The sequence below is a fragment of the Micromonospora sp. DT44 genome (genome assembly GCF_049841635.1).
Lineage (GTDB): Bacteria > Actinomycetota > Actinomycetes > Mycobacteriales > Micromonosporaceae > Micromonospora.
This window is the reverse complement of record NZ_JBNCKS010000039.1, coordinates 48,001-70,335: the sequence shown is the minus strand read 5'-3', so window position 1 is coordinate 70,335 and position 22,335 is coordinate 48,001. Positions and strand designations below refer to the sequence as shown.

General features: G+C 72.0%; 25 protein-coding genes. 6 read left to right on the top strand and 19 right to left on the bottom strand.

The window, feature by feature from the left end; translation table 11 throughout:
* Positions 1 to 34: 34 nt before the first annotated feature.
* Positions 35 to 931, bottom strand: coding sequence for a virginiamycin B lyase family protein (locus tag ACLQ25_RS22210; protein ID WP_425732718.1), 897 nt, complete (start codon positions 929 to 931; stop codon positions 35 to 37).
* A gap of 178 nt (positions 932 to 1,109) precedes the next feature.
* On the opposite strand from ACLQ25_RS22210, the gene ACLQ25_RS22205 reads away from it, so the two are divergent.
* Positions 1,110 to 1,583 carry a hypothetical protein gene (locus ACLQ25_RS22205; RefSeq protein WP_425732717.1) on the top strand — a complete coding sequence of 158 codons (474 nt, stop codon included), beginning with the start codon at positions 1,110 to 1,112 and terminating at the stop codon, positions 1,581 to 1,583.
* A 269-nt stretch (positions 1,584 to 1,852) separates the two neighbouring features.
* Here the strand turns inward: ACLQ25_RS22205 and ACLQ25_RS22200 are convergent, their stop codons facing one another.
* From ACLQ25_RS22200 to glnA, 4 genes are all read right to left on the bottom strand, one after another.
* Positions 1,853 to 2,230 (bottom strand): VOC family protein, encoded by a 378-nt coding sequence (locus ACLQ25_RS22200; protein WP_425732716.1) that lies wholly within the window; start codon positions 2,228 to 2,230, stop codon positions 1,853 to 1,855.
* 126 nt (positions 2,231 to 2,356) lie between these two features.
* Entirely contained in the window at positions 2,357 to 3,049 is a 693-nt protein-coding gene (locus ACLQ25_RS22195) for a helix-turn-helix transcriptional regulator (protein ID WP_425732715.1), read from the bottom strand.
* 66 nt (positions 3,050 to 3,115) lie between these two features.
* On the bottom strand, positions 3,116 to 3,541 hold the full coding sequence (locus ACLQ25_RS22190; protein ID WP_355051479.1) for a DUF350 domain-containing protein: 426 nt from the start codon (positions 3,539 to 3,541) through the stop codon (positions 3,116 to 3,118).
* Positions 3,542 to 3,641: 100 nt separating this feature from the next.
* On the bottom strand, positions 3,642 to 4,991 hold the full coding sequence (gene glnA / locus ACLQ25_RS22185; protein ID WP_355051478.1) for a type I glutamate--ammonia ligase: 1,350 nt from the start codon (positions 4,989 to 4,991) through the stop codon (positions 3,642 to 3,644).
* Positions 4,992 to 5,217: 226 nt separating this feature from the next.
* Here glnA and ACLQ25_RS22180 point away from each other — a divergent pair, with 226 nt between their 5' ends.
* Complete coding sequence (locus ACLQ25_RS22180) at positions 5,218 to 6,975, top strand: NAD+ synthase (RefSeq protein ID WP_425732714.1); 1,758 nt, start codon at positions 5,218 to 5,220, stop codon at positions 6,973 to 6,975.
* Positions 6,976 to 7,092: 117 nt separating this feature from the next.
* Positions 7,093 to 7,938 (top strand): 3-methyl-2-oxobutanoate hydroxymethyltransferase, encoded by an 846-nt coding sequence (gene panB, locus ACLQ25_RS22175; RefSeq protein ID WP_425732713.1) that lies wholly within the window; start codon positions 7,093 to 7,095, stop codon positions 7,936 to 7,938.
* A gap of 81 nt (positions 7,939 to 8,019) precedes the next feature.
* On the opposite strand, the gene ACLQ25_RS22170 is transcribed toward panB, so the two are convergent.
* From ACLQ25_RS22170 to ACLQ25_RS22160, 3 genes are read right to left on the bottom strand one after another with little or no spacing between them, the layout of a single operon-like run.
* Positions 8,020 to 8,997, bottom strand: a complete 978-nt coding sequence (locus ACLQ25_RS22170; RefSeq protein WP_425732712.1) for an NAD(P)-dependent alcohol dehydrogenase — start codon at positions 8,995 to 8,997, stop codon at positions 8,020 to 8,022.
* Positions 8,994 to 9,221, bottom strand: a complete 228-nt coding sequence (locus tag ACLQ25_RS22165) for a helix-turn-helix transcriptional regulator (protein ID WP_425732711.1) — start codon at positions 9,219 to 9,221, stop codon at positions 8,994 to 8,996. Before ACLQ25_RS22165 ends, ACLQ25_RS22170 begins: the two co-directional genes overlap by 4 nt.
* Positions 9,215 to 9,643: a hypothetical protein gene (locus ACLQ25_RS22160; protein WP_425732710.1), complete on the bottom strand. Its 429-nt coding sequence runs from the start codon at positions 9,641 to 9,643 to the stop codon at positions 9,215 to 9,217. The genes ACLQ25_RS22165 and ACLQ25_RS22160 overlap by 7 nt, the downstream gene beginning before the upstream one ends.
* Positions 9,644 to 9,810: 167 nt before the next feature.
* Here ACLQ25_RS22160 and ACLQ25_RS22155 point away from each other — a divergent pair, with 167 nt between their 5' ends.
* A complete protein-coding gene (locus tag ACLQ25_RS22155; RefSeq protein WP_425732709.1) occupies positions 9,811 to 11,061 on the top strand; it encodes a DUF222 domain-containing protein in 1,251 nt (416 codons plus the stop codon).
* A gap of 246 nt (positions 11,062 to 11,307) precedes the next feature.
* Here the strand turns inward: ACLQ25_RS22155 and ACLQ25_RS22150 are convergent, their stop codons facing one another.
* The 5 genes from ACLQ25_RS22150 to ACLQ25_RS22130 form a co-directional block, all read right to left on the bottom strand.
* Positions 11,308 to 11,649 carry a hypothetical protein gene (locus ACLQ25_RS22150; protein WP_425732708.1) on the bottom strand — a complete coding sequence of 114 codons (342 nt, stop codon included), beginning with the start codon at positions 11,647 to 11,649 and terminating at the stop codon, positions 11,308 to 11,310.
* 24 nt (positions 11,650 to 11,673) lie between these two features.
* The gene (gene npdG, locus ACLQ25_RS22145) at positions 11,674 to 12,372 is read right to left on the bottom strand and encodes an NADPH-dependent F420 reductase (RefSeq protein ID WP_425732707.1); all 699 of its coding nucleotides are present in this window, start codon (positions 12,370 to 12,372) and stop codon (positions 11,674 to 11,676) included.
* Between the two features lie 32 nt (positions 12,373 to 12,404).
* Complete coding sequence (locus ACLQ25_RS22140) at positions 12,405 to 13,835, bottom strand: RNB domain-containing ribonuclease (protein WP_425732706.1); 1,431 nt, start codon at positions 13,833 to 13,835, stop codon at positions 12,405 to 12,407.
* Positions 13,836 to 13,916: 81 nt separating this feature from the next.
* Positions 13,917 to 14,828 carry a histone gene (locus ACLQ25_RS22135; protein ID WP_425732705.1) on the bottom strand — a complete coding sequence of 304 codons (912 nt, stop codon included), beginning with the start codon at positions 14,826 to 14,828 and terminating at the stop codon, positions 13,917 to 13,919.
* A gap of 82 nt (positions 14,829 to 14,910) precedes the next feature.
* A complete protein-coding gene (locus ACLQ25_RS22130) occupies positions 14,911 to 15,114 on the bottom strand; it encodes a hypothetical protein (RefSeq protein ID WP_425732704.1) in 204 nt (67 codons plus the stop codon).
* A gap of 201 nt (positions 15,115 to 15,315) precedes the next feature.
* On the opposite strand from ACLQ25_RS22130, the gene ACLQ25_RS22125 reads away from it, so the two are divergent.
* Entirely contained in the window at positions 15,316 to 16,590 is a 1,275-nt protein-coding gene (locus ACLQ25_RS22125; protein WP_425732703.1) for a M48 family metallopeptidase, read from the top strand.
* Between the two features lie 59 nt (positions 16,591 to 16,649).
* Positions 16,650 to 17,147, top strand: coding sequence for an NUDIX hydrolase (locus ACLQ25_RS22120; protein WP_425732702.1), 498 nt, complete (start codon positions 16,650 to 16,652; stop codon positions 17,145 to 17,147).
* Positions 17,148 to 17,166: 19 nt separating this feature from the next.
* Here ACLQ25_RS22120 and ACLQ25_RS22115 read toward each other — a convergent pair whose 3' ends face one another.
* From ACLQ25_RS22115 to ACLQ25_RS22090, 6 genes are all read right to left on the bottom strand, one after another.
* Positions 17,167 to 18,033 (bottom strand): AraC family transcriptional regulator, encoded by an 867-nt coding sequence (locus ACLQ25_RS22115; protein WP_425732701.1) that lies wholly within the window; start codon positions 18,031 to 18,033, stop codon positions 17,167 to 17,169.
* A gap of 87 nt (positions 18,034 to 18,120) precedes the next feature.
* Positions 18,121 to 18,699 (bottom strand): GNAT family N-acetyltransferase, encoded by a 579-nt coding sequence (locus tag ACLQ25_RS22110; protein WP_425732721.1) that lies wholly within the window; start codon positions 18,697 to 18,699, stop codon positions 18,121 to 18,123.
* A 43-nt stretch (positions 18,700 to 18,742) separates the two neighbouring features.
* Positions 18,743 to 19,696: a redoxin family protein gene (locus ACLQ25_RS22105; RefSeq protein ID WP_425732700.1), complete on the bottom strand. Its 954-nt coding sequence runs from the start codon at positions 19,694 to 19,696 to the stop codon at positions 18,743 to 18,745.
* Positions 19,697 to 20,923 carry an epoxide hydrolase family protein gene (locus tag ACLQ25_RS22100; protein WP_425732699.1) on the bottom strand — a complete coding sequence of 409 codons (1,227 nt, stop codon included), beginning with the start codon at positions 20,921 to 20,923 and terminating at the stop codon, positions 19,697 to 19,699.
* A gap of 178 nt (positions 20,924 to 21,101) precedes the next feature.
* Positions 21,102 to 21,773 carry a haloacid dehalogenase-like hydrolase gene (locus ACLQ25_RS22095; RefSeq protein WP_425732698.1) on the bottom strand — a complete coding sequence of 224 codons (672 nt, stop codon included), beginning with the start codon at positions 21,771 to 21,773 and terminating at the stop codon, positions 21,102 to 21,104.
* Position 21,774: 1 nt separating this feature from the next.
* On the bottom strand, positions 21,775 to 22,173 hold the full coding sequence (locus tag ACLQ25_RS22090; RefSeq protein ID WP_425732697.1) for a hypothetical protein: 399 nt from the start codon (positions 22,171 to 22,173) through the stop codon (positions 21,775 to 21,777).
* Between the last annotated feature and the right edge of the window lie 162 nt (positions 22,174 to 22,335).

The following is a 22,335-nucleotide window of genomic DNA, read 5'->3' as shown; positions in this document are numbered from 1 at the left end:
GCCTAGACAACGCCGATCATGGACGCCCTCGCGTCTACTTGCGGTCCCACATCCCTTGGAATCGATCATCTAGTGCGCCGGTTTCTAGGGCTGCCCACACTCCGTCGGGGGTGTGGACGATGCCGTGTGGTTCCGAGTGCGGGGTGGGTAGGGCGTAGCTCTCGAATCGTCCGGTCGCATCGAGGTGGCCGATCCGGTTGGCGCCCCACTCGGTGAACCAGGCCCCACCCGCCGGGTCGGCCACGATCGCGTGCGGGCGCCCGGCCCGGTCCGGCAGCGGGAACTCGTCGATCACGCCGTCCGGCGTGATCCGGCCGACCTGGCCGGCGGTGATCTCCACGAACCAGATGGCACCGTCGGGGCCGAGGGCGATGCCGACCGGTCCGGCGTCCGCGGTGGGCAACGGGTACAGCCTCACCGTGCCGTCGAGGGCGATCCGGCCGATCGCGTTCGCGCGGTTGAGGGTGAACCAGAGGGCGTTGTCCGCGCCGGCGGTGATCATCGAGGGGAACCCGCCGCTGACCGGCAGTGGAAAGGCGGTCACCGTGCCGTCGGTGGTTACCCGGCCGATCGTGTCGGAGGTCATCCCCGCGTACCAGAGCGCCCCGTCGGGTCCGGCCGCGATGCCACCCGGCCCGGTACCGGCCGGCAGGGCGACCGTTCGCTGCGCGCCGTCGACGGTGATCCGACCGATCCGGTCATCACCGGAGCGGGTGAACCAGAGCGCACCGTCCGGACCCGTCGTGATGATCAACGGGCGGCCGCCGGCCGGCTCCAGCGGATGGGTTCGGACCGAGCCGTCGGGGTCAAGGCGGGCGATGCCGCCGCCGTGGACCAACGTCAGCCACAGCGCGCCGTCGGGCCCGACCGTGATGCCGTACGGACCGACGTCCGGCTCGACCAGTGCGATCTCCCGGATCTCGAATCTCATCTCGGCGTACGTCCCTTCGTTGGCGGTGGACCGACCCTGACCGCCCGACAAGCGACAGCACAACCGATTTCCGCCTTCGATTGTCAGCCCGCTGACAGGTTCGCCATGGGTCGCACCCAGGCTGACCCGTCACTGTCGGTGACGACATCGCGTATCACCTAGCCTTCTGGAGGAAAGCATGTCCCGCACCATCAGTAGGAAGCACATGCTGGCCGGCCTGGCCGCCGCCGGCGTCCTCGGCGTCGGGATCGCGGCCCCGACGATCGCCTTCGCCGCCGACTCGCCGACGCCGAGCGCCAGCACCGCTCCGGCGCCCGGGGCCAAGGCCGACCGGCAGGGTCAGTTCGCTGAGGAACTGGCCAAGGAGCTGGGCGTGCCCACCGACAAGGTGACCGCCGCGCTGGAGAAGATCCGCGAGCAGCACCGGCCGGCTGACCGGCCGCAGCGCCACTCCGCCGAGGATCGCAAGGCCGCGCTCAAGGAGCGACTGGACCAGGCCGTCAAGGACGGCAAGCTCACCCAGGAGCAGGCCGACGCCATCACCAAGGCCGTCGAGGCCGGCGTCTTCCCGGGCGGCGCGGGCGGCTTCCCGGGCGGCCACCGCGGCCCACTCGGCCACGGCGGACCCGCCGGACAGAGCGGCCCTGCCTGATCCACTCGACTTCCGTGAATTCGGGGTGTTCGGCGGTCCTGGATACCCCGACTTCCACGACGTCGAGTTGATCAGCGCCGCAAGCCTGGGCCGTGCTCCAGGCGGCCCAGGCGGCCCCAGGCGGCCCCAGGACATGATCGACTCCGTTTCGCCGATGTGGCGGTGTCCATCGCACTCGGACACCGCCACATCGGCGATCTGGAGTCGATCATGTCCTGGAAGGCCGGGCGCGGACGGACCCCGCCCGGCACGGCACGGACCCGTCAGCGTCAGCCCTGCGCGGGTGGAGACGCGAACACGCCCAGGCGGTTGCCGACCGGGTCGATCAGCTGGGCCAACGTGAGCCCGGTGGGCGTGGTCCGGGCCGGCACCACCACCTGGGCGCCGGCCGCCTCGGCCCGCCGGCAGGTCTCCTCGACGTCGGCCACCTCGGCGTAGAGGATCGCGTAGTTCGGCGACGTGCCGCCGGTCGCCCGGATTCCGCCGCCGATCCCGGTGTCGCCACCGGCCCCGGTCACCCGGTAGGAACCGCCGTCGGCCGAGCCCTCCTCGTTGAAGGTCCAGCCGAACAGATCGCCGTAGAAGCGCTCCGCCTCCTCCGGCCGGTCGGTGCCGATCTCGAACCACGTGATGGGCGTCGCGGACATACTGCCTCCAGGTCTTCGCGTTGCCGGCCGTCCGGCCGTCTCCGGAGGAGTTTCGACGTCGTCCGCGACACCGTCCTGTCGGTGTTTTCCGATCACCCGGCCGGATGGGCCGCCCGGACCGCGCGCTCAGACCAGACTCAGCGCGCGGACGCGCTCATGCGGGATGTCCAGGTCCTCCAGGCGGAGGTCCCGGAGCACCGCCTCTGGCAGGGCCTCGACCTCGCGGATCCGGTCGGTGCGGAAGCATCGCACCTCGGCACGGAGGCGGCACCAGGCCACCAGGTACCAGTGGTGGGAGTTGCCGAGGTAGCCCAGCGGCTCGACGTCCCGCAGCGAGTCGACGCCGGCGCGGTCGGCGTACCGGATGCGCAGCACCCGCCGCGCGGTGACCGCGTGGGCGACGGTGGCCGGGACGGGCGTCGCCGGCCCGTCGCCGATCAGGTGCACCCGGCCGGCGAGCCGGTGCGCCTCGGCGGCGTCGGCGGCCGGCAGCACCGCCAGCAGCTTGCGCAGGACGGTGGCGCCCGGCCCGGCGAACGGCGACCCGGCGAGCCGGTGCAGCGCCACGGCCATCGCGACCGCCTCGGCGGCGGTCAGGTTGACCGGCGGCAGGGTGTGGGCGCGGTCCAGGACGTAACCGCCGGTACGCCCCGACTCGGCCCAGATCGGCACCCCGGCCTGCTGGAGCGCGCCGATGTCCCGTTCGATGGTCCGGCTGCTCACCTCGAAGCGCACGGCGAGCCAGCGCGCGCTGCGCGGCCGCGGCGACACCGCCCGCAGCTCCTCGACGAGCGCGTAGAGGCGGTCCGTACGGTTCATGCCCGGCACGCTACGACCGGGGTACGACGCCCGCGCTCAGGCGGTGCGGGCTCAGGCGGTGCGGGCTCAGGCGATGCAGGCGCAGACGATCAGCGCGGCGCCGAAGTGTGTGGCGGCGCTGACCCGGGCCGCCGGGTGCGGCTCGGACGAGCAGATGACCTCGCCGAGCTTGCCGGGGGTGAGCAGGTCCAGCACGAAGAAGGCCAGCGCCATGATGGCCAGCCCGACCAGTCCGAAGACCACGGTCGAGGCGAGCCCCTTGGCGAAGTCGCTGTAGCTGGTGAGGATCGCCGTGAAGACGATGCCGGCGATGCCGAGCTGGTTGGCGGCGAGCAGCAGCCCCGCGTTGGTGTTGCGCTCGACCCAGATCAGCTCGCGCAACCGCCCCGGGGTCAGCAGGTCGACGAGCCCGAACCCGGCCGCCATGAGCCCGACGCCCACGATCCCGAACACGACGCTCTGCCAGGCACCGCTGAGCAGGTCCTCCAGCACCGACTGCCTCCCGATTCTCCGCCCGGAAGGGGTACCGGCGCGGTGATCGAGACGATAGCGGCAGCGGGCAAGCGCGTCAGCCCCGCGCCGATGCCCTCTCCTACAGCGCCAGGTAACGCTGCCGCTCGTACGGGGTGACCTCGCGGCGGTACTGCTCCCACTCGGCCCGCTTGTTGCGCAGGAAGAAGTCGAAGACGTGCTCGCCCAGCACCTCGGCGACCAGTTCGGACTCGGCCATCACGTCGATCGCCTCGGCGAGGTTCTCCGGCAGCGCCTCGTACCCCATGGCGCGGCGCTCGGCGCTGCTCAGCGACCAGACGTCGTCCTCGGCTCCCGGCGGCAGCTCGTAGCCCTCCTCGATGCCCTTGAGGCCCGCGCCGAGCAGCACCGCGAAGGCGAGGTACGGGTTGGTCGCCGAGTCCAGCGAGCGGACCTCGACCCGGGCCGAGTTCGGCTTGCCGTACGCGGGCACCCGGACCAGCGCGGAGCGGTTCAGGTGACCCCAGCAGACGTACGCCGGGCTCTCGGTGATCCGGTCCGGCAGGGCCTGCGGGAAGAGCCGCTTGTACGAGTTGACCCACTGGTTGGTGACCGCCGTGTATTCCCGGGCGTGCATCAGCAGGCCGGCGATGAAGGACTTCGCCACCTTGGAGAGCTTCATCGGGTCGCCACCGTCGTGGAAGGCGTTGCGCTCGCCCTCGAACAGCGACAGGTGGGTGTGCATGCCGCTGCCGGGCTGGTCGGTGAACGGCTTCGGCATGAAGCTGGCCTGCACGCCGGTGGAGAGCGCGACCTCCTTGACCACGTGCCGGAAGGTCATGATGTTGTCGGCGGTGGTCAGCGCGTCGGCGTAGCGCAGGTCGATCTCCTGCTGGCCGGGCGCGACCTCGTGGTGGCTGAACTCCACCGAGATGCCGATCCGCTCCAGCGCCAGCACGCCCTGGCGACGGAAGTCGCGGGCCACGGCGTGGGTGGTGTGCTCGAAGTAGCCGCCGGTGTCCACCGGGGTGGGCACCGAGCCGTCCTGCGGGCCGTTCTCGAGCAGGAAGAACTCGATCTCGGGGTGGGTGTAGAAGGTGAAGCCCTTCTCGGCCGCCTTGGACAGCGCGCGGCGCAGCACGTGCCGCGGGTCGGCCCAGGACGGCCCGCCGTCGGGCAGCAGGATGTCGCAGAACATCCGGGCGCTCTCGCCGCTGACCCCACCCTCGAACGGGAAGACCTGGAAGGTGGTCGGATCGGGCATCGCGACCATGTCCGATTCGAAGACGCGTGCGAAGCCCTCGATCGCCGAGCCGTCGAAGCCGATGCCCTCCTCGAAGGCCGCTTCCAACTCCGCGGGCGCCACCGAGACGCTCTTGAGCGTGCCCAGCACGTCCGTGAACCACAGCCGGACGAACCGGATGTCCCGCTCTTCCAGCGTACGGAGGACGAACTCCTGCTGACGGTCCACTTCCCCAACCCCTCGCGACACTCTTTGTCCGCCTTGGCCGGGCTGCGCCCGACCTGACCGCCCAGTGTTCCCGGGCCTGGTTACGCAGACGTTACGCGAACCGCCGCCGCCCGTCCCCTCGCGTCCCGTCCGGCGAGCGGTACCGATGCGAGACGGCGTCCGCGCGTGGCCGCCGTCTCGTCCGAGGGTACGGATTGCTCGGCCGCAGCTGAGGCAAGATGAGGACATGCCCACCCTGCGTCTCGCCCTGTCCCAGGTCAACCCGAGCGTCGGCGACCTCACCGGCAACGCCGACCTGGTCCGCAGCTGGACCCGCCAGGCCGCCAACGCCGGCGCCCAGTTGGTGCTCTTCCCGGAGATGATGTTGACCGGCTACCCGGTCGAGGACCTGGTCTTCCGGCGGTCCTTCGTCGCCGCGTCCCAGGCCGCGCTGCGGCAGCTCGCGGCCGACCTCGCCGGCGACGGTCTCGGTGACCTGCCGGTCGTGGTCGGCTACCTGGACGCCGATGGGCCGCCGCAGGTCAGTGGGGACGCCGAGCCGGGGCGGGGGGCCCGCAACGCCGCCGCGCTGCTGCACCGGGGCGAGGTGGTGGCCCGCTACTTCAAGCACCACCTGCCCAACTACGGGGTGTTCGACGAGGACCGCTACTTCGTCTCCGGGGACGAGCTGACCGTCGTGCGGATCGGCGGGGTGGACGTCGCGCTGACCATCTGCGAGGACCTGTGGCAGGCCGGCGGGCCGTTCGCCGCCGCCCGGCAGGCCGGCGTCGGCCTCGTGGTCAACATCAACGGCTCGCCGTACGAGTTGAACAAGGACGACATCCGGCTGCCGCTGGTCCGCCGCCGGGCCGCCGAGGCGGGCGCCACTGTCGCGTACGTCAACATGATCGGCGGGCAGGACGAGCTGGTCTTCGAGGGCGACTCGATGATCGTGACCGCCGACGGTGAGCTGCTCACCCGCGCCCCGCAGTTCGTCGAGCACCTGCTCGTGCACGACGTCGAGCTGCCGGCCGCCACCACGAGCCCGGGCGGCGACAGCGTCGCGGACGGCATGCGGGTGTCGCACCACACGGTGGAGGCGATTCCGCCCGCGCCGTCCGGCCCGGCCGTCACCGGCGGGCTGATCGAGCCGGTCGCCGACGAGGCCGAGGTCTGGCACGCGCTGGTGCTGGGTCTGCGCGACTACGTCAACAAGAACCGGTTCGCGTCGGTGGTGCTCGGCCTCTCCGGTGGCATCGACTCGGCGGTGGTGGCCGCCCTCGCCGTCGACGCGCTCGGCCCGGACCGGGTGGTCGGCGTGTCGCTGCCCAGCCAGCACTCCTCCGAGCACTCCCGCGAGGACGCCGCCGACCTGGCGAAGCGCACCGGGCTCGACTACCGGGTCGAGCCGATCCAGCCGATGGTGGACGCCTTCCTGGCGAACCTCTCGCTGTCCGGGATCGCCGTGGAGAACCTCCAGGCCCGGGTACGCGGTGTCATCCTCATGGCGCTGTCGAACCAGGAGGGCCACCTGGTGTTGACCACCGGCAACAAGAGCGAGCTGGCGGTCGGCTACTCCACCCTGTACGGCGACTCGGTCGGCGGCTTCAACCCGATCAAGGACGTCTGGAAGACGCTGGCGTGGCGTCTGGCGAAGTGGCGCAACGCGGACGCGGCCCGTCGCGGCGAGACCGCCCCCATTCCGGAGAACTCGATCGGCAAGCCGCCGAGCGCCGAGTTGAGCCCGGGCCAGCTCGACAGCGACTCCCTGCCCGACTACGACGTGCTGGACCCGATCCTCATCGGCTATGTCGACGGCGACCTGGGTCGCGACGGGCTGGTCGAGTCGGGTCACGACCCGGCCGTGGTCGACAAGGTGCTGCGACTGGTGGATACCGCCGAGTACAAGCGACGCCAGTCCGCGCCGGGCACGAAGATCTCCATGAAGGCGTTCGGCCGGGACCGTCGACTGCCGATCACGAACCGGTGGCGCGAGCACGGCTGACGTCCCGCGCCTCGCGAGTGACATCTTCCACTGGGCCCTGCCGCCAGGCTGTCGCGCGGTGCGACGATCGGCGAAGCCCGGGGACCGCGCAGGCGGCCTCGAGGAAGGGAGACAGTCATGATCGAGTCCACTCCGCGCGAGGTGACCGCGTTGTACGGCGGACCGGCCACCCGTCGGGTCCGCACCCGCGACCTGATCGCCGCGAAGGAGCGCGGCGAACGGTGGCCGATGCTCACCTCGTACGACCAGTACACGGCGGGGATCTTCGACCGGGCCGGCGTACCGGTGTTGCTGGTCGGCGATTCGGCCGCGAACAACGTGTTCGGCTACGAGACGACCCTGCCGATCACCGCCGACGACCTGTTGCCGCTGGTACGGGCCGTGGTGCGCTCGACCCGGCAGACCCTCGTCGTCGGTGACCTGCCATTCGGCTCGTACGAGGAGGGCCCGGCCCAGGCGCTGCGCACCGCCGTCCGGTTCATGAAGGAGGGTGGCTGCCACGCGGTGAAGCTGGAGGGCGGCCGGCGCTGCGCCGCGCAGATCGCCGCGATCGTCGGGGCCGGCATCCCGGTGATGGCGCACATCGGCTTCACCCCGCAGAGCGAGCACACCCTGGGCGGCTACCGCGTGCAGGGCCGCGGCGACACGGCCGACGAGGTGCTGGCGGACGCGCGGGCGGTGGCCGAGGCCGGCGCGTTCGCGGTGGTGCTGGAGATGGTGCCGGGCGTGGTGGCCAAGCAGATCACCCACGAACTGGCGATCCCCACGGTCGGCATCGGCGCCGGCCCGGACACCGACGCCCAGGTGCTCGTCTGGCAGGACATGGCCGGCCTGCGCACCGGCAAGGCGCCACGCTTCGTGAAGCGGTACGCGGACCTCGCGGACGTCCTCACCGACGCCACCCGCCGCTTCGCCGAGGAGGTCCGGGGCGGCGAGTTCCCGGCCGCCGAGCACACCTTCTGATCGTCCAGCGACCTGGGTTGGCGGGGGTGGGTCACGTCCACCCCCGTCACCCGGCGACGGTGGTTCGCGGTGGCCGGCGCGTCACACGGTGACGACGATCTTCCCCGCCGGGTGCCCGTGCCGGAGGTGGCGGATCGCGTCCGCCGCCTGGGCCAGAGGATAGGTGCGGTCGACCGCCGGGGTGAGCGCCCCCGATTCGATGAGGTTCCCCAGCTCGCTCAGGTCCGCGGTGCGCTCGACCGCGCTCACGCTACGCAGGCGTTGACCGACGAACAGGGACAGCAGCGGCGCGCGGAACATCTGCCGGTCGTACCCGCTGAGCACGGGACCCTTGGTGTACGTGCCGCCGACCAGCGCCAGTGTCCCGTGTGGGGTGAGGGCGCGGCGCAGGAGAGAGACCGGCCGATCGCCGCCGGTGTCGATGACCACGTCGTAGATCGGGCCACGGCTGTCGACCTGCTCGCTGGTGTAGTCGAGGATGTCGTCTGCGCCGAGGCCGCGTACGAACGTGGCCCTGGCCGGCGCGCAGACGGCGGTGACCGTCGCCCCGTACGCCTTGGCGATCTGCACGGCGTGCGACCCGACGCCGCCGGATGCGCCGATGACCAGCACGCGCTGCCCTGGGCGTACCTCGCCGCTGTCGCGGACCGCACGCAGCGCCGTCATCCCGGAGACCGGCGCGGCGGCGGCCTGCGCGAACGACAGGTTGGCCGGTTTGCGGGCCAGCCGCCGCTCCGGCGCGCTCGCGAACTCGGCGTACGAGCCGCGCGGACACGTGCCGAACACCTCGTCGCCGGGCCGGAACCGGGTCACCCGGGCACCGATCGCGACCACCACCCCGGCCAGGTCCCGCCCGCGCACCGGAACCCGGGGCCGGCGCGGCCCGGCGGCCAGCCGCGCCAGGTAGGGGCGACCGGTCATGAAGATCCACACTCCGGGGTCGACCCCGGCGGCGCGGACCTGGACGAGGACCTCCTCGTCGTTCACGGCCGGTTGGTCGATGTCGCGGAGGTGGAGCACGTCGGCCGGGCCGTAGCTGTCCTGGACGATGGCTTTCACGGTGCCGCCTCCTCCGGGTACTGGAACACGTCGTCGAGACGAGCGTCGAACAAGCGCGCGATCTTGAACGCCATCTCCAGCGACGGCGAGTAGCGACTCTGCTCGATGGCGATGACGGTCTGTCGGGTCACGCCGATCCGCTCGGCGAGCTCGGCCTGGGTCATCTCGCCGTGCGCGAAGCGCAGCGCGCGGATGTTGTTCGTGACGCGGGTCGGCTTCACCACTGCGGGACACCCTTGCGGTAGACGATCACCTTCGCCAGGGCGCCAACCGCCGCCGACAGGACGAAGCACAGGTAGATGACGTTGGCGATCCAGAACCAGTCCCACTCGGCCAACGCCATCAGCATCGCCGACACCGCGCCGATGGCCACGAAGGCCTGGCCGACGTGGTCACCGAGCCGTCCGATCTCCCGGTCACGGACGTCCTTGGCACGGGAGGCGCCCGGGTTCACCACACCCATCCCGATCTCGGCCACGATGCTCGCGACGACGGCCCCGCCGATGGTCCGCAACAGCACCCCGGCGTACGGCGTGGTGGTGAGCGGGCCGCCGTCGGCCCGGTTCAGGACCACGGCTGCGTAGGCGGCGTAGCCCACCACGCTGACCACCAGCATGATCCAGGCGCGTTTCTCCTCGTGCGTCACGACCGCCTCCTGCTGTAAAGAATTCTTGACACGCTCATAGTATGGCTTCTTTGACATCGTGTCTAGAAAGTTTTACATCGACGCCGTGCGCCCCCGGTCGGGTCGCGAGGTCGCCCTCATTGATCATGGTGACTGGTTTTGTCGTACACCTGTTCTAGTCTCGGGGTGTGATCGAAGAGTTGGCGCAGGCGCGGGGCGCGGTCGCGGATGCCGCCGCCGCGCCCGCCTGGGCCCTCGCGGAGCATGACCTGGTGGCCGCGCTCGACGCCGCGCACCGGCTCGAGCAGCAGCTCGCGGCGGTCAAGCTGACCCTCGTGCGCGAGCTGGACGGCCGGGGCACGGCCCTGGCGCAGGGCGCGTCGTCGACGGCGGTCTGGTTGCGCGACCGCCTGCGGTTGACCGTTCCCGCGGCCCGCCGGTTGGTCGAGTCCGCTCACGCCCTCGACACGAGCGTTCCCGAGGTCCGCCGGGCGCTGGCCGACGGAGACGTCAGCCTGGAGCAGGCCCGCGTCATCGCCGATACCGTCGACACCGTGCGGGCCGCCGCCGGCACGGAGATCGCCACCAGAGCGGTCGGCGTCCTCGTCGACTGGGCCGGCCAGTTCGACCCCACGCTGCTGCGCAAGCTCGCCACCCGCATCCTCGACCATGTCGCACCCGAGGTCGCCGACGCCGCCGCCAAGGCCGCCCTCGACGCCGAAGCCCGCCGAGCCACCCGGGATCGTCACCTCACCCTGTCCGAGCTGACCGACGGCCGGCTGCGGTTGAGCGGCACCCTCGACACGGAGACCGCCGGCCTGCTCCGCGCCGCCATCGACCCACTGACCGCACCCTCCGGTCAGGACGACCACCGGTCACCGGGGCAACGGCGGCACGACGCCCTCGGCGACCTCTGCCGACTCGCCCTGCGCACCGGCGAGCTGCCCGAGCACGGCGGCGACCCGACCCAGCTCGTCGTCACCACCAGCTTCGACGGCCTGGTCCGGCAGCTCGGCACGGGCACCCTCGACGCCGGCTTCGGGCTTACCGCCAAGACCGTGCGGCGGCTCGCCTGCGACGCGGCGATCCTGCCGGCCGTGCTCGGCAGCGCCGGCCAGCCGCTCGACGTCGGCCGCCAGCGCCGACTCGTCACCGGCCCCCTGCGCCGCGCGCTGGTCCTGCGCGATCGAGGCTGCGCCTTCCCCGGCTGCGACCGACCGCCCCGCTGGTGCGACGCCCACCACATCCGGCACTGGGCCGACGGCGGCGACACCAGCCTGGCCAACGCGGTGCTGCTCTGCGGCCACCATCACCGCCACATCCACCGTGGCGAGTGGGCCGTCCAGTTGGGCGGCGACGGCCACCCCGAATTCGTTCCACCGGCCTGGCTCGACCCGGAACAGGTCCCCCGCCGCAACCACTACCACCGGCGAACGTGACGGCAGCGGGTCAGCCACGCAGCCGATGAGGGCTCCGTTCGACCTCTCCGACTCGTGGCGGGCGCCGCGCGTTGCGGAGCTGGCGAGCGTGCCGTGGGGCACGGCCCGCACCGGGCACGGGCCGAGCCGCGCGGCGGTCGCCGCAGGCGTGCAGCCTCGAACGACGGTGCGGCGGGACACTGGCCGGCGAGCAGGGCCTCAGCTTGGTGCCGATGTGCCCAGCGGTCGGCCCGTCCCCCGCGCAGGCTAGCTCTCGCGATTGTCGGGCAGATCGAGGTACGCCAGCAGCCGCAGCAGCCCGCTTACGTGCGAAAGGTCGTGCCACAGCGACACGACGCCGTCTGGACCATCCCGCTGCAGGAGGCTCGCCAGCTCGGCGACATCGTCGCTGCTCTGCCCGCAGTCGATCTCCAACTCGGGTTGCTGGACCATCCCAAATGCCGCACCCAGGTCCATGTTCCAGTAGTGGTCGACGCCGAGCTGTGACAGCTGGATCTCCGGACCGAATTGGCTCTCCGCCGCGTCCAACAACATCGTGCACGCTCGGCGCAGATCCGCGATCCGCAACACCGCGTCAGCATCGGTCATGCCCCATGATCCCTCAGGGCACGGTCAGAGGTCGGTTACGCGGATGCCAGCGTGGGCCTTGTAGCGCTTGTTGATGGCGATCAGGTTCGCGGTGAACGCCTCGATCTGGTGGGCGTTGCGCAGCCGACCGGCGTAGATGCCGCGCATGCCGGGGATCCGCGCGGCGAGCGCCCCGACGATGTCGACGAGTTCCCGGTCCTCGGTGCAGATCAGCACGTCGAGGTCGATCCGGTCGACCTCGGGGTCCGCCAGCAGCGGTGCGCTCACGTGGTTGAACGCGGCGCAGACGCGGGAGTCGGGCAGCAGCGCGGCGGCCTGCTGGACGGCGCTGCCCTCGGCGACGGTGAGCGCGTACGGGCCCTGCTTGTCGAAGCCCAGCGGGTTGACGCAGTCGACGACGATCGTGCCGGCCAGCGGCTCCGCGAGGGCGGCGACGGTGGCCGCGTGGCCGTCCCACGGCACCGCGATGATCACCACGTCGCTGCGGCGGGCCACCTCGTCGTTGGCCGCGCCGGTGATGCGCACGTCGGCCGGCATCCGGGGCAGCGCGGCGATCTCGGCGGCGGACTCGGCGGCCCGCTCGGCGGACCGGGAGCCGATCAGCACCGTCTGGCCGGCCCGGGCGAGTCGATAGGCAAGGCCGCGCCCCTGGTCGCCGGTGCCGCCGATGATGCCGACCGTCAGCCCGGAAACGTCGGGCAGCGTGCTCGAGTCGTATGCCATGGGCTCATCCTCGCAAACCGCTCGGCGGCGACTCAGGCCAGCTCGAACAGCACCGTACGTGCGGCCGGGTCGGCGGTGACCAGGCGGACGCGGACCCGTTCGCCGAGGGGCAGTTCACCGAGGCAGCGGCTGCGGACCGGCGGGGCGTCCAGGGCCACGGTTCCGCCGGGCGGGCGCGGCCGGGACTTGCCGTTGGCGGGGGCGTCGACGTCGAGCACCGCCGCGTCGAAGGTCTCCCCCACCCGGTGTTCCAGGAGCACCGCCTCGGCCAGTTCGACCGCGCCCCGGCTGGCCGCCGAGGCGGTGCGGTCGGTGCTGGCCATCACCTCGGGCAGCCGGGGCAGCGCGGCGCGGGCCCAGTCGGGCACCTCCCGGCCCGCGTGCAGGGCCAGGCAGACCTCGGTGGCGTACCGGTCGGCCAGGCGCCGCAACGGCGCCGTGACATGGGCGTATGCGGCCGCGACCCCGCCATGCTCCGGCTGCTCCGGGCGGCTACCGTCGAAGGCGGTGTACGCGGCGCCGCGCATCAACTCGGCGGCCTGGTCGATGAACGCGGCGGCACGGGGCTGCGCGGCGTCCAGGCCAGCGATGACCTCGCCGGGGCTCGCGCCGTCCGGCCAGCGCACACCCAGCGGGGCGGCGGCGGCCCGCAGGCGTTGCACCGCCTCCGCCTTCGGTGGGGGCATCGTCCGCAGCAGGCCGATCTCGCCGGCCAGCATGATGTCGGCCGCGGCCATCCCGGTCAGCAGCGAGATCTGCGCGTTGTGCTCCTCCATGGGCGCCGGCCCGCGCAGCACCAGCCGCCATCCATCGCCGTCGGGCTCCACGTCCTGCTCGGGCAGCGGCAGGTTGATGGCCCCCCGGCGCAGCCCCCGGGCGGTCAGCCGGTCGCCGATCTCGGGCAGCAGCGCGATCGGCTCGGGCAGCCGACCGGCGTCGGCCGCCGCCTGCACGCCGGTGTAGTCGAGCTTGGCCCGACTGCGGACCAGGGCGCGCTCCAGCTCGACGGCCACCGTGCCGACGTCGGCGTCCAGGTCGATGGTCCACACCACGGCGGCGCGGTCGTCGTCGGGCAGCAGGCTGGCCGCGCCCTCGCTGAGCGTCACCGGGTGCAGCGGCACGTTGCCGTCGGGCAGGTAGACCGTCTGCCCCCGCCGCCAGGTCTCCTCCTCGAGCGCGCCGCCCGGGTGGACGTGCGCGGCGACGTCCGCGATCGCGTACCGCACGCGGTAGCCGCCGCCCGGCCGGCGGGCCAGGTGCATCGCCTGGTCCAGGTCACGGGAGGTGGACGGGTCGACGGTGACGAACGGTATGTCGGTGCGGTCGACGGCCGGCCGGGGCGGCGCGGCAGCGGCCGCGTCGGCCTCCCGCTGGGCGGCGACGGGAAAGCTCTCGGGCAGGCCGAGCTCGCGGCGCAGCGCGCCGAAGTCGATGCGGGGGGCGAGTACGCGTCGGATGACCACGGGTCAATCCTGACAGCGCCGCCGGTGATCCGCTTCCGGTGACCGGCCGAGTCGGGGCGGCCAGCTCGGGGACGACCAGCGTCAGCCGGTCGCCCTACGCGCCGTGGTCCGCGTACCCCGGGGGGCGGTTGCCCGTGCGGCGACCGGCTGCGACGGCGACTTGCGGGCGGTCACCTTGCGGGCCGGCGCCTTGGCGGCGGTGGTCTTCTTCGCCGGGGCCTTCTTCGCCGCCGCCTTACGGGCGGTCGTCGACGACGTGCCGGTCACCTTCGAGGCCGGGGCCTTCTTTGCCGCCGCCTTGCGGGCGCCCCCGGCCGGACGGGTCGCCGTCTTCTTCGCCGCCGTGGTCTTCTTCGCGGGAGCCTTCTTGGCGGGAGCCTTCTTCGCGGCCGTCTTTTTCACCGCCGACGCCTTGGTCGCGACCTTGCGGGCGGGCGCCTTCGTCACGGCCGTGGTCCTCTTCGCCGCCGAGGCGGTGGTCTTCTTCGCCGCGCTGGTCGTCTTCTTCGCCGCGCCGGTCGTCTTCTTCGCCGCGCCGGTCGTCTTCTTCGCCGCGCTGGCCGTCTTGGTCGCGGTGGCGCTCTTGCGCGCCGTGGATGCCGGGCTCCGCTTCGCGGCGGTGGTCGTCCCGCGGGCGGAAGCGGTCTTCGCGGGCGCCTTCTTCGCCGCCGCCGTGGTCCTGGCCGCCGTGGTCCTGGCCGTGGTCGCGGTCTTCTTCGCGGGCGCCTTCTTGGCCGCCGCCGTGGTCTTCGTCGTCTTCGTCGCCGTGGCCTTCTTGGCGGGGGCCTTCTTCGCCGCCGTGGTCGTCTTCGTCGCCGGGGCACGCCCCGCGCCGCCGGCCGCCTTGCGGGCCGGCGCCTTCGCCGCGCCCGTGGTGGACTTGCGCACGGGGGTGGTCCGGCTCGCCGACGTGCCACGCTCCGCCGCGGCGGTCTTCTTCGCGGTGGTCTTGCGGGCGGCCGGGCGGGTGGTGGCCTGCTGTGTAACGGCCATCGTGGTTCCCTCCTTGGGGACGTGCTCTCGCGTGCGTCCTCGCGGAGCACGAACTACCGCGACGCGGGCCGTCCCGCGCCGTCTACCTGTCCTCCCCGGCCCAACGCGCGTCCTCGGCCTCCCACGCCTCGTTCCGCTCCTGCACTCGCTGCAGGGCGTTCTCCGCGTCGGCCGCCGAGTCGTACGGGCCGAGAACGTGCTTCGCCGGACACACGTCGGCGTCCGTCTCGACCCGGTGGTGTCGGGTGCACCAGTAGAACTGCCCACTACGTCCGCTGTCGCTCATGGGAAACACTGTGCACCGCGAACCGGTCGCCCGCCACCGGATCACGCAAGTCGCCTAGCCCTCTCCACAGTAGAGACGCTTGCCGCACCGCGGGCGAAAACGCCGAAAGAAGTGCAGGTGGCGGGCACTGGGAGGCGCGGGAACACCGGTGGCCGAACGGTCGATTCCCCGGCACGACGGTCCGGGGCAGGATTCGTGGCCGTGATCAACACGGTGACGGGCACGGGGGCGTGCCCGCGATGCGGAACGACCACCGCTTCGCTGAGGGACGCGGCGCCGTGGTGCCCCGGCTGCGAGTGGAACCTGGACGCGTACGACCCCGGGCGGCGCGAGCGTGAGTTCGGCTGGACCTGGATCGACCGGTGGACCCACCGGTTGGCGTTCCGGGCGACCGGGCAGCAGTTCCGCCATTTGCTCGGCCGTCCGCTCGGCGATGGCGGGTCGAGTGCGGCACGGACGCTGACCGCGGTGGTGTCCCTGCTGCTGGTCGCGGCCGTGCTCGCCCTCGCGGTCGTCGGCGGTTGGCTGATCGTGGCGTTTCCCTTTCCCAACCTGGCGATCGTGCTGGGTGTGGCGATGGTCGCCCTGGCGGTCGCTCTCCGGCCCCGCTTCGGCCGGGTCGACCCGGATCTGGACGTGCTGTCCCGCGATCGGGCGCCGGAGCTGTTCGGGCTGATCGACGAGGTGGCCACGGCGATCGGCGCGCCGGTGCCGGACGTGGTCGGCGTCGACGGCGCCATCAACGCGTACGCGGGCGCGGTCGGGCTTCGACGCCGCCGGGTGTTGGCGCTCGGGCTGCCACTGTGGGGCTCGCTTCCCGCCGGCGAACGGGTGGCGCTGCTCGGGCACGAACTCGGCCACTTCGTCAACGGCGACCCGCGTCGGGGTCTGCTCACGCAACCCGCGTTCACCATGCTCGCGTCGGCGGCCGACCTGTTCCGGCCGGTACGGACCACCGTCGGGGCCGGGCTGGTGGAGATGGTGGGTGACGCGCTGGGCCGCGCGTTCCAGTGGGTCATGTCCCGGGTGTTGTTCGGCGCGCACCTCGTGCTGGTGAGCGTGGCGCTGCGGGACAGCCAGCGCGCCGAGTATCTCGCCGACGACCTCGCCGCCCGGGTCGCCGGCACGACGGCCGCCACCGACCTGCTCGACGCCCTGCTCGCCGCCGAGTCGGTGAAGTTGGCGGTACGCGTCCAGACCCGGGCGGGGCATGGCCCGGACCGTTGGCGGTCGGCGTTCGCCGAGGCCCGGGCGGCGAGCGGTGACCGGCTGCCGCTGCTGCGCCAACTGTCGGTCCGTGACGAGGCCTCGCTCTTCGCCGCCCACCCGCCGCTCGGGCTTCGTCGCCAACTGCTCGCCGGACGCCCGTGGCAGGACCCGTCGGTGGTGCTCACCCCCGCCCGGCTGGAGCGCATCGACGCCGAGCTGGCCGGGGAGTACGCGCGCTTTCGTCGTACCGTCGAATGGTCGGGCTGAGCACGACGCGACCTCGACGGGACGGCGGCGGCCGCCGAGACGCGGCCTATGATCGCCCGATGGCGGTACCGGACTACATCGTGCGGATGCGCAAGCACGTCGGCCACGACCTGCTGTGGCTGCCCAGCGTCAGCGCGGTCATCCGCAACGACGCCGGTGAGCTGCTGCCCGGTCAACGCTCGGACGACGGGCGGTGGTCGGTGATCAGCGGCTTCGTCGAGCCGGGCGAGCAGCCGGCCACCGCGCTGGTCCGCGAGGTGCGGGAGGAGACCGGCCTGGACGTGACGCCGCTGCGCCTGACCAGTGCCGTCTCCCACCCGCACACCTATCCCAACGGCGACCGCTGCGAGTACCTCAACCTGGGCTTCGTCTGCAAGGTGGTGTCCGGCACCGCACGGGTCAACGACGACGAGTCGCTGGATGTGCGGTGGTTTGCGCTGGACCGGCTGCCCGAGTTGGACCGGCACGCGCTGCTGGTCATCGCGTACGCGTTGCGCGACAACCCGTCCGCCGGGCACCTGCCCCCGGGCACCACCTGGGACGACGTACCGGACTGAACCTCAGGACGCGACGTCCTCAGACCGCGACCCGTTCGACGGGGATCCACAGCTCCGCGTCCGCCGTGGTCCCGTCCGCGGACACCCGCACCCGGGAGATCTCCGGTCCGGGCCGGCTGCGGTACGGGTTGGACGGGAACCACTGGGTGAACACGTCCCGCCACAGGAACTGCACCGCCTGCGGGAACTCGCCGGAGGTGGTGAACACCGCCCACGACCCGGCCGGTACGGGCAGCGCGTCCAGGTCGTCCGGTGGCGTGGCACCGGTGACGGCCCCGTGCCAGTAGTCCAGCTCGCTGCCCTCGGCCCGGGTGTCGGCCAGGTTGTCGCTGACGTTGACGATCCCGGCCGGCTCCTGGTCGGAGAGCGCCTCGATCCGGGCGGTCGTCTCCTTGTCGATGCTCCTGATGAACGCGACGATCGACGGGTTCATCCCCTCGTGCACCAGCGGAACCCGGGCCTTGCGCCCCACCAGCGCGAACGCGTCCTTGGTGACGATTCGGTACTCCATGCTGCCGCTCCCTTCCACGGTGAGTCGGAAGGACATCCGGGGCTGGGAACGCAACGCCGCCCCCGTACGCCGGGCTTCTCCGGGCCTCACGCCGTGCACGGCGTGGAACGCACGGGCGAACGCCTCGGCCGAGCCGTAGCCGTAGCGCACCGCGATGTCGAGCAGCGTCCGCTCCCCCGCCAGCACGTCCGCGCCGGCGACGGTGAGCCGACGGCGGCGGACGTACTCCGACAGCGGCATGCCGGCCAGCGCGGAGAACAGCCGCCGGAAGTGGTACTCCGACGTGAGCCCGATCCGCGCCAGGTCGGCCACCTCGATCTGCTGGTCGAGGCGCCGCTCGATGTGCGCCATGGCCTCGTTGAGCCGTTCCAGCACCCGGGCCTCCTTCCCTTACGAGCAGCAACGCTAGGTGGCGGGGCGGGCGGCCCACCCGACATCCGATGCCCGCGATGATCGGGTGCCTCAGCGGGGCGGTTGCCGCATGAACCAGGTGGGGACCGGTTCCGCCAGGGAGCCGATCACCTCCCAGCCGGCACGGCGGTACAGCTCGACGTTGCCCGGGTTGCTGGTCTCCAGGATCGCCGGCAGGCCGTCGGCGGCCGCGCGGGCCAGTCCGGCCCGCATGACCGCGCGGCCCCAGCCGCGTCCGGCGCTGTCCGGGTGGGTGCCCAGGACACCGAGATACCAGAAGGGGTACGTCGGAAGGGCCGCGTGTACGGCGTCGTCGTAGCCCTGGACACGGCCCAGCACGTCGGCGGGGTACGCGGGAGCGGCACCGCCCTCCGGCGACGGGTGCCCGGCGGCGTGCGGCTCGGCCGGTGGGTCCCACAGGGCGACCGAGGCGCCTCCACCGATCGTCCAGATCGACGAACGGTGCACCCGCTTGTCGAAGAGGTCCCCGAAGAAGGTCGCGGCGTGCCGCGGATAGGTCTCGTCGTCGGGGAACAGGTGCCGCAGGACGGGGTCCTTGACGAAGGCGGCGACCAGCGTGCCGACGACGGCGTCCCGATTGGCGGGGGTGGCGATGGTGATGTCAGGCATGGTCACAGCGGTCGACACTATCGCCGTTGGGGTGCCCCCTGACCTACCCGAACGTGAAGGCGTACGCCTCGGCGCCGGGCGCCTCGAACCTGATTTCCACGGTCCGCTCGCGGATCGCGCCGTCCTGCCGGACGAGCTGGTACAGACGCCCGTCCTGAAGGACGCCGTTGCCGCCAGCGTCGACGTCCACGCCGTGCGACGGGCCGGGAGGCATGCCGTCGAGGAGCACCCGGTACGGGATCGGCCCCTGCCCGCCGGGCGACAGCACGAGGTGCGCGTCGCGGGCGTGGAAGCGGAAGGCGACGCTCCCGCCGGCCTGTGCGAGCACCGCCTTCTCGGGGCCGATCGTCCACTCTCCGGCGAGGGCCCACTGGTTGAGGCCCAGGCGCTCCGGGAGGTCGTAGCCGCGGCGTTCGTCGAGGGCGGCGCCGTCCGGCGACGCGAAGTGCCCGCCGCGACCGAAGCCGAGGTACGTCTCGGGCGTGCGCAACTGATCCCAGTCGGCCGCCGCCTCGATGCCGACCCCCTCGACGGGTACGAGGGCCCGCTCGATACCGAGCAGCCGCTGGATGACCCGTTCGGACTGCTCGTAGCGGCCCTCACCGAAGTGCTCGTCGCTGATCACGCCGTCGGCGTCGATGAAGTAGAGCGCCGGCCAGTACTGGTTGGCGAACGCGCCCCAGATCGCGTAGTCGCTGTCGACCGCGACCGGGTAGTCGATGTCGCGGGCCGCGACGGCGGCGCGTACCCAGTCGATCTGGTGCTCGAAGCCGAACTCCGGCGTGTGCACCCCGACGACGACCAGCCCGTCGTCCCGGTACGCCCGCGACCAGGCCCGCACGTACGGCTCCTGGCGCAGCCAATTGATGCAGGTCAGGGTCCAGAAGTTCACGAGTACGACGCGTCCGCGCAGCTCGGCGGGGCCGAGCGGCTCAGAGTTGAGCCACTCGACCGCCCCGCCGAGCGGCGGCAGGTGCACCCGACCGAACGCGGCCATCTACCGCAGCGACCGGAAGGCCGTCCGCAGCTCCTCGGAGAAGATCTTCGGCTGCTCCCAGGCCGCGAAGTGCCCACCGACGTCGAGCTTGTTGAAGTAGATGAGGTTCGGGTACGCCTGCTCCGCCCAGCTCTGCGGGGCCTCGTACAGCTCGTCGGGGAAGACGCTCACGGCGACCGGGACGTTGACGCCCTTGGTGGCGAAGAACGAGAGCTTGTTCTCCGCGTAGAGGCGGGACGCGGAGATCGCCGTGTTCGTGAACCAGTAGAGCGAGATGTTGTCCAGGATGTCGTCGCGGGTCAGGCCCGCCTGCGCCCCGTCGAAGACCTTCGCGATCAGGGCGAGGCTCTTCGCGTCGTGGTCGAGCAGGAACGACGCCAGGCCGACCGGGGAGTCCGCCAGCGCGGTCAGCGTCTGCGGGCGGGTCGCCATCATCAGGGCGTACGCGACGTGCTTCCAGACGTAGTCCAGCTCGGTGGCCGCGCGCATCTCGTCGTCGGACAGGCCCGAGGGCAGCGACCCCATGGCGTTGTTCGCTCCGGTGGTGTCGCCCTGGAACAGCAGGTCGATCTCGGGCGGGACCGCGCCGGGCATGTTGGTGTGGATGCCGAGCAGCTCCGGCGGGGCCTGCACGCCCATCTGGTCCACGACGACCGCTCCCCAGTCGCCGCCCTGGGCGACGAACCGGTCGTACCCGAGGCGCTTCATCAGCTCGGTCCAGGCGGTCGCGATCTTCTGCGGGTTCCAACCCGTCGCGGTGGGCTTACCCGAGAAGCCGTGCCCGGGCAGGGACGGGATCACCAGGTGGAAGGCGTCCGACGCGCTCGCGCCGTGCGCCGTCGGGTCGGTCAGCGGCTCGATGATCTTCATCTGCTCGATCACCGACCCGGGCCACCCGTGCGTGACGATGAGCGGGAGCGCGTCCTCGTGCTTGGAGCGCACGTGGATGAAGTGGATGTCCACTCCGTCGATGGTGGTCATGAACTGCGGTAGGGCATTCAGCCGTGACTCGACCTTGCGCCAGTCGTACTCGTTTTCCCAGTAACGCGCGACGGCCTGGATGGTCGCGAGTGGCACACCCTGCGACTGGTCGTCGACGATTTCCTTTTCCGGCCACCGCGTGGCGGCGATCCGCCGTTTCAGGTCGTCGAGGTCCGCCTGGGGGATTTCCACCGTGAACGGCCGGATCTCCGCGGTGCCGGGCCGCGTCTTCGTCTTGACCGCCATGCCTTCTTCCTCTCTGTCACCAGTTCGCGCCTCGCGAGGGGAATCATGGGGTGAGGGCACTGCCCGGATGTGTGCGCCAATTCGAGAAAGGCACGCCGCCGCCCTATCTCGGAGCCTAGAACGCGGCACCTCGCGGTCGTGGCGATACGAGCAGTTACGCGGTCCGGCGCGGTTTTCGCTAGTAGCTGCCCGTCCAGGTCACGGTGGTCAGCCGGGCACCGAGCATTCGCCGTGCCCGGGCGACCTGACGGGCGTTCGCGTTGACCAGCACCGCCTGCTCCGCGGCGGCGAGAATGGGGAGATCCGACAGCGAGTCGCTGTAGGCCACCCGCCAGGGTGGCGTCACCCTGTGGGCGGCCAGTTGCGCAATCTTCGTCGGGCCGTAGTTGTGCACGATCAGCTTCGGACCACGGATCTGCGACGCCACCAGGTCGACCTCGGCGAGGCCGATGGCGTCGAGCAACGCGCGTGCCAGGGTGTGCTCGCACGCGGTCACCACGACGACACGGTCCCCCGCCGCCAGGTGGGCACGGATCATCCGCAGCCCCGGTGCGATGAGCCGACCTGGCTCGGCGGCGAGGTCGGCGCCGAAACGCCTCAGCTCGGCCTGCAACCGATCCGCGTTCCGGCCCCACAGGCCGATCCGACTCATCCACCGCGCCGCCCGCACGCGGTGGGCGGGAACGACGATCATGGGCGCGAGGAGGACGAGCAGTCCGACGGCCAGCGGCAGCCGGGCACCCACGAAGACGACGCGCCGCATGAAGAGCCCGAACGCGTCCCCGCGCAGCAGCACACCGTCGAGATCGAAGACGACGGTTGGGGCGGTCTCCTCGCGGTCCTGCCCCATCTCAGGTGGCGTTGGACGGTCGAGCTGGCCTGGGGGCGACGGCACTGGCGACCAGGAGCACGGCCGCCGGCAGGAACGCGGCGCCGATGCCCAGCCCGAGCAGCAGGCCCCACCCGCCGATGACCAGCGCGGCCACCAGGTCGACGACGCCGGCCAGCCGACTGAACCGCTGCCCGAGAACCGGCAGTACCGCGGCGACGACCGGAACGCCGAGCAGGTAGCTGGCCGCGGCGCCGGAATCGTCCACGGTGAAGGGCGTCAGCGCGGCCGCCACCAGCACGGTGATCGCCAGGGCCGACCACCGCAGGACCCGCCGGGCGTCGACCGGCTTGCGGACCACGACCAGGACACCGACGAGCAGTACGCCCACGACCGCGCCGACCGTCACCAGATCAATCATCTGTACCTCCCTCTACAACACGGTACGGACGCGGGGCAACGCGGTGAGCGATGATCCACTCGCCTTCCGCGAAACCGGCCTATCCCAGGCCCCCGGACACCGCCGTTTCCGCGAAGTCGAGTGGATCTAGCGCGCGCGACGGACCGCGCCCGTCGATCCGGC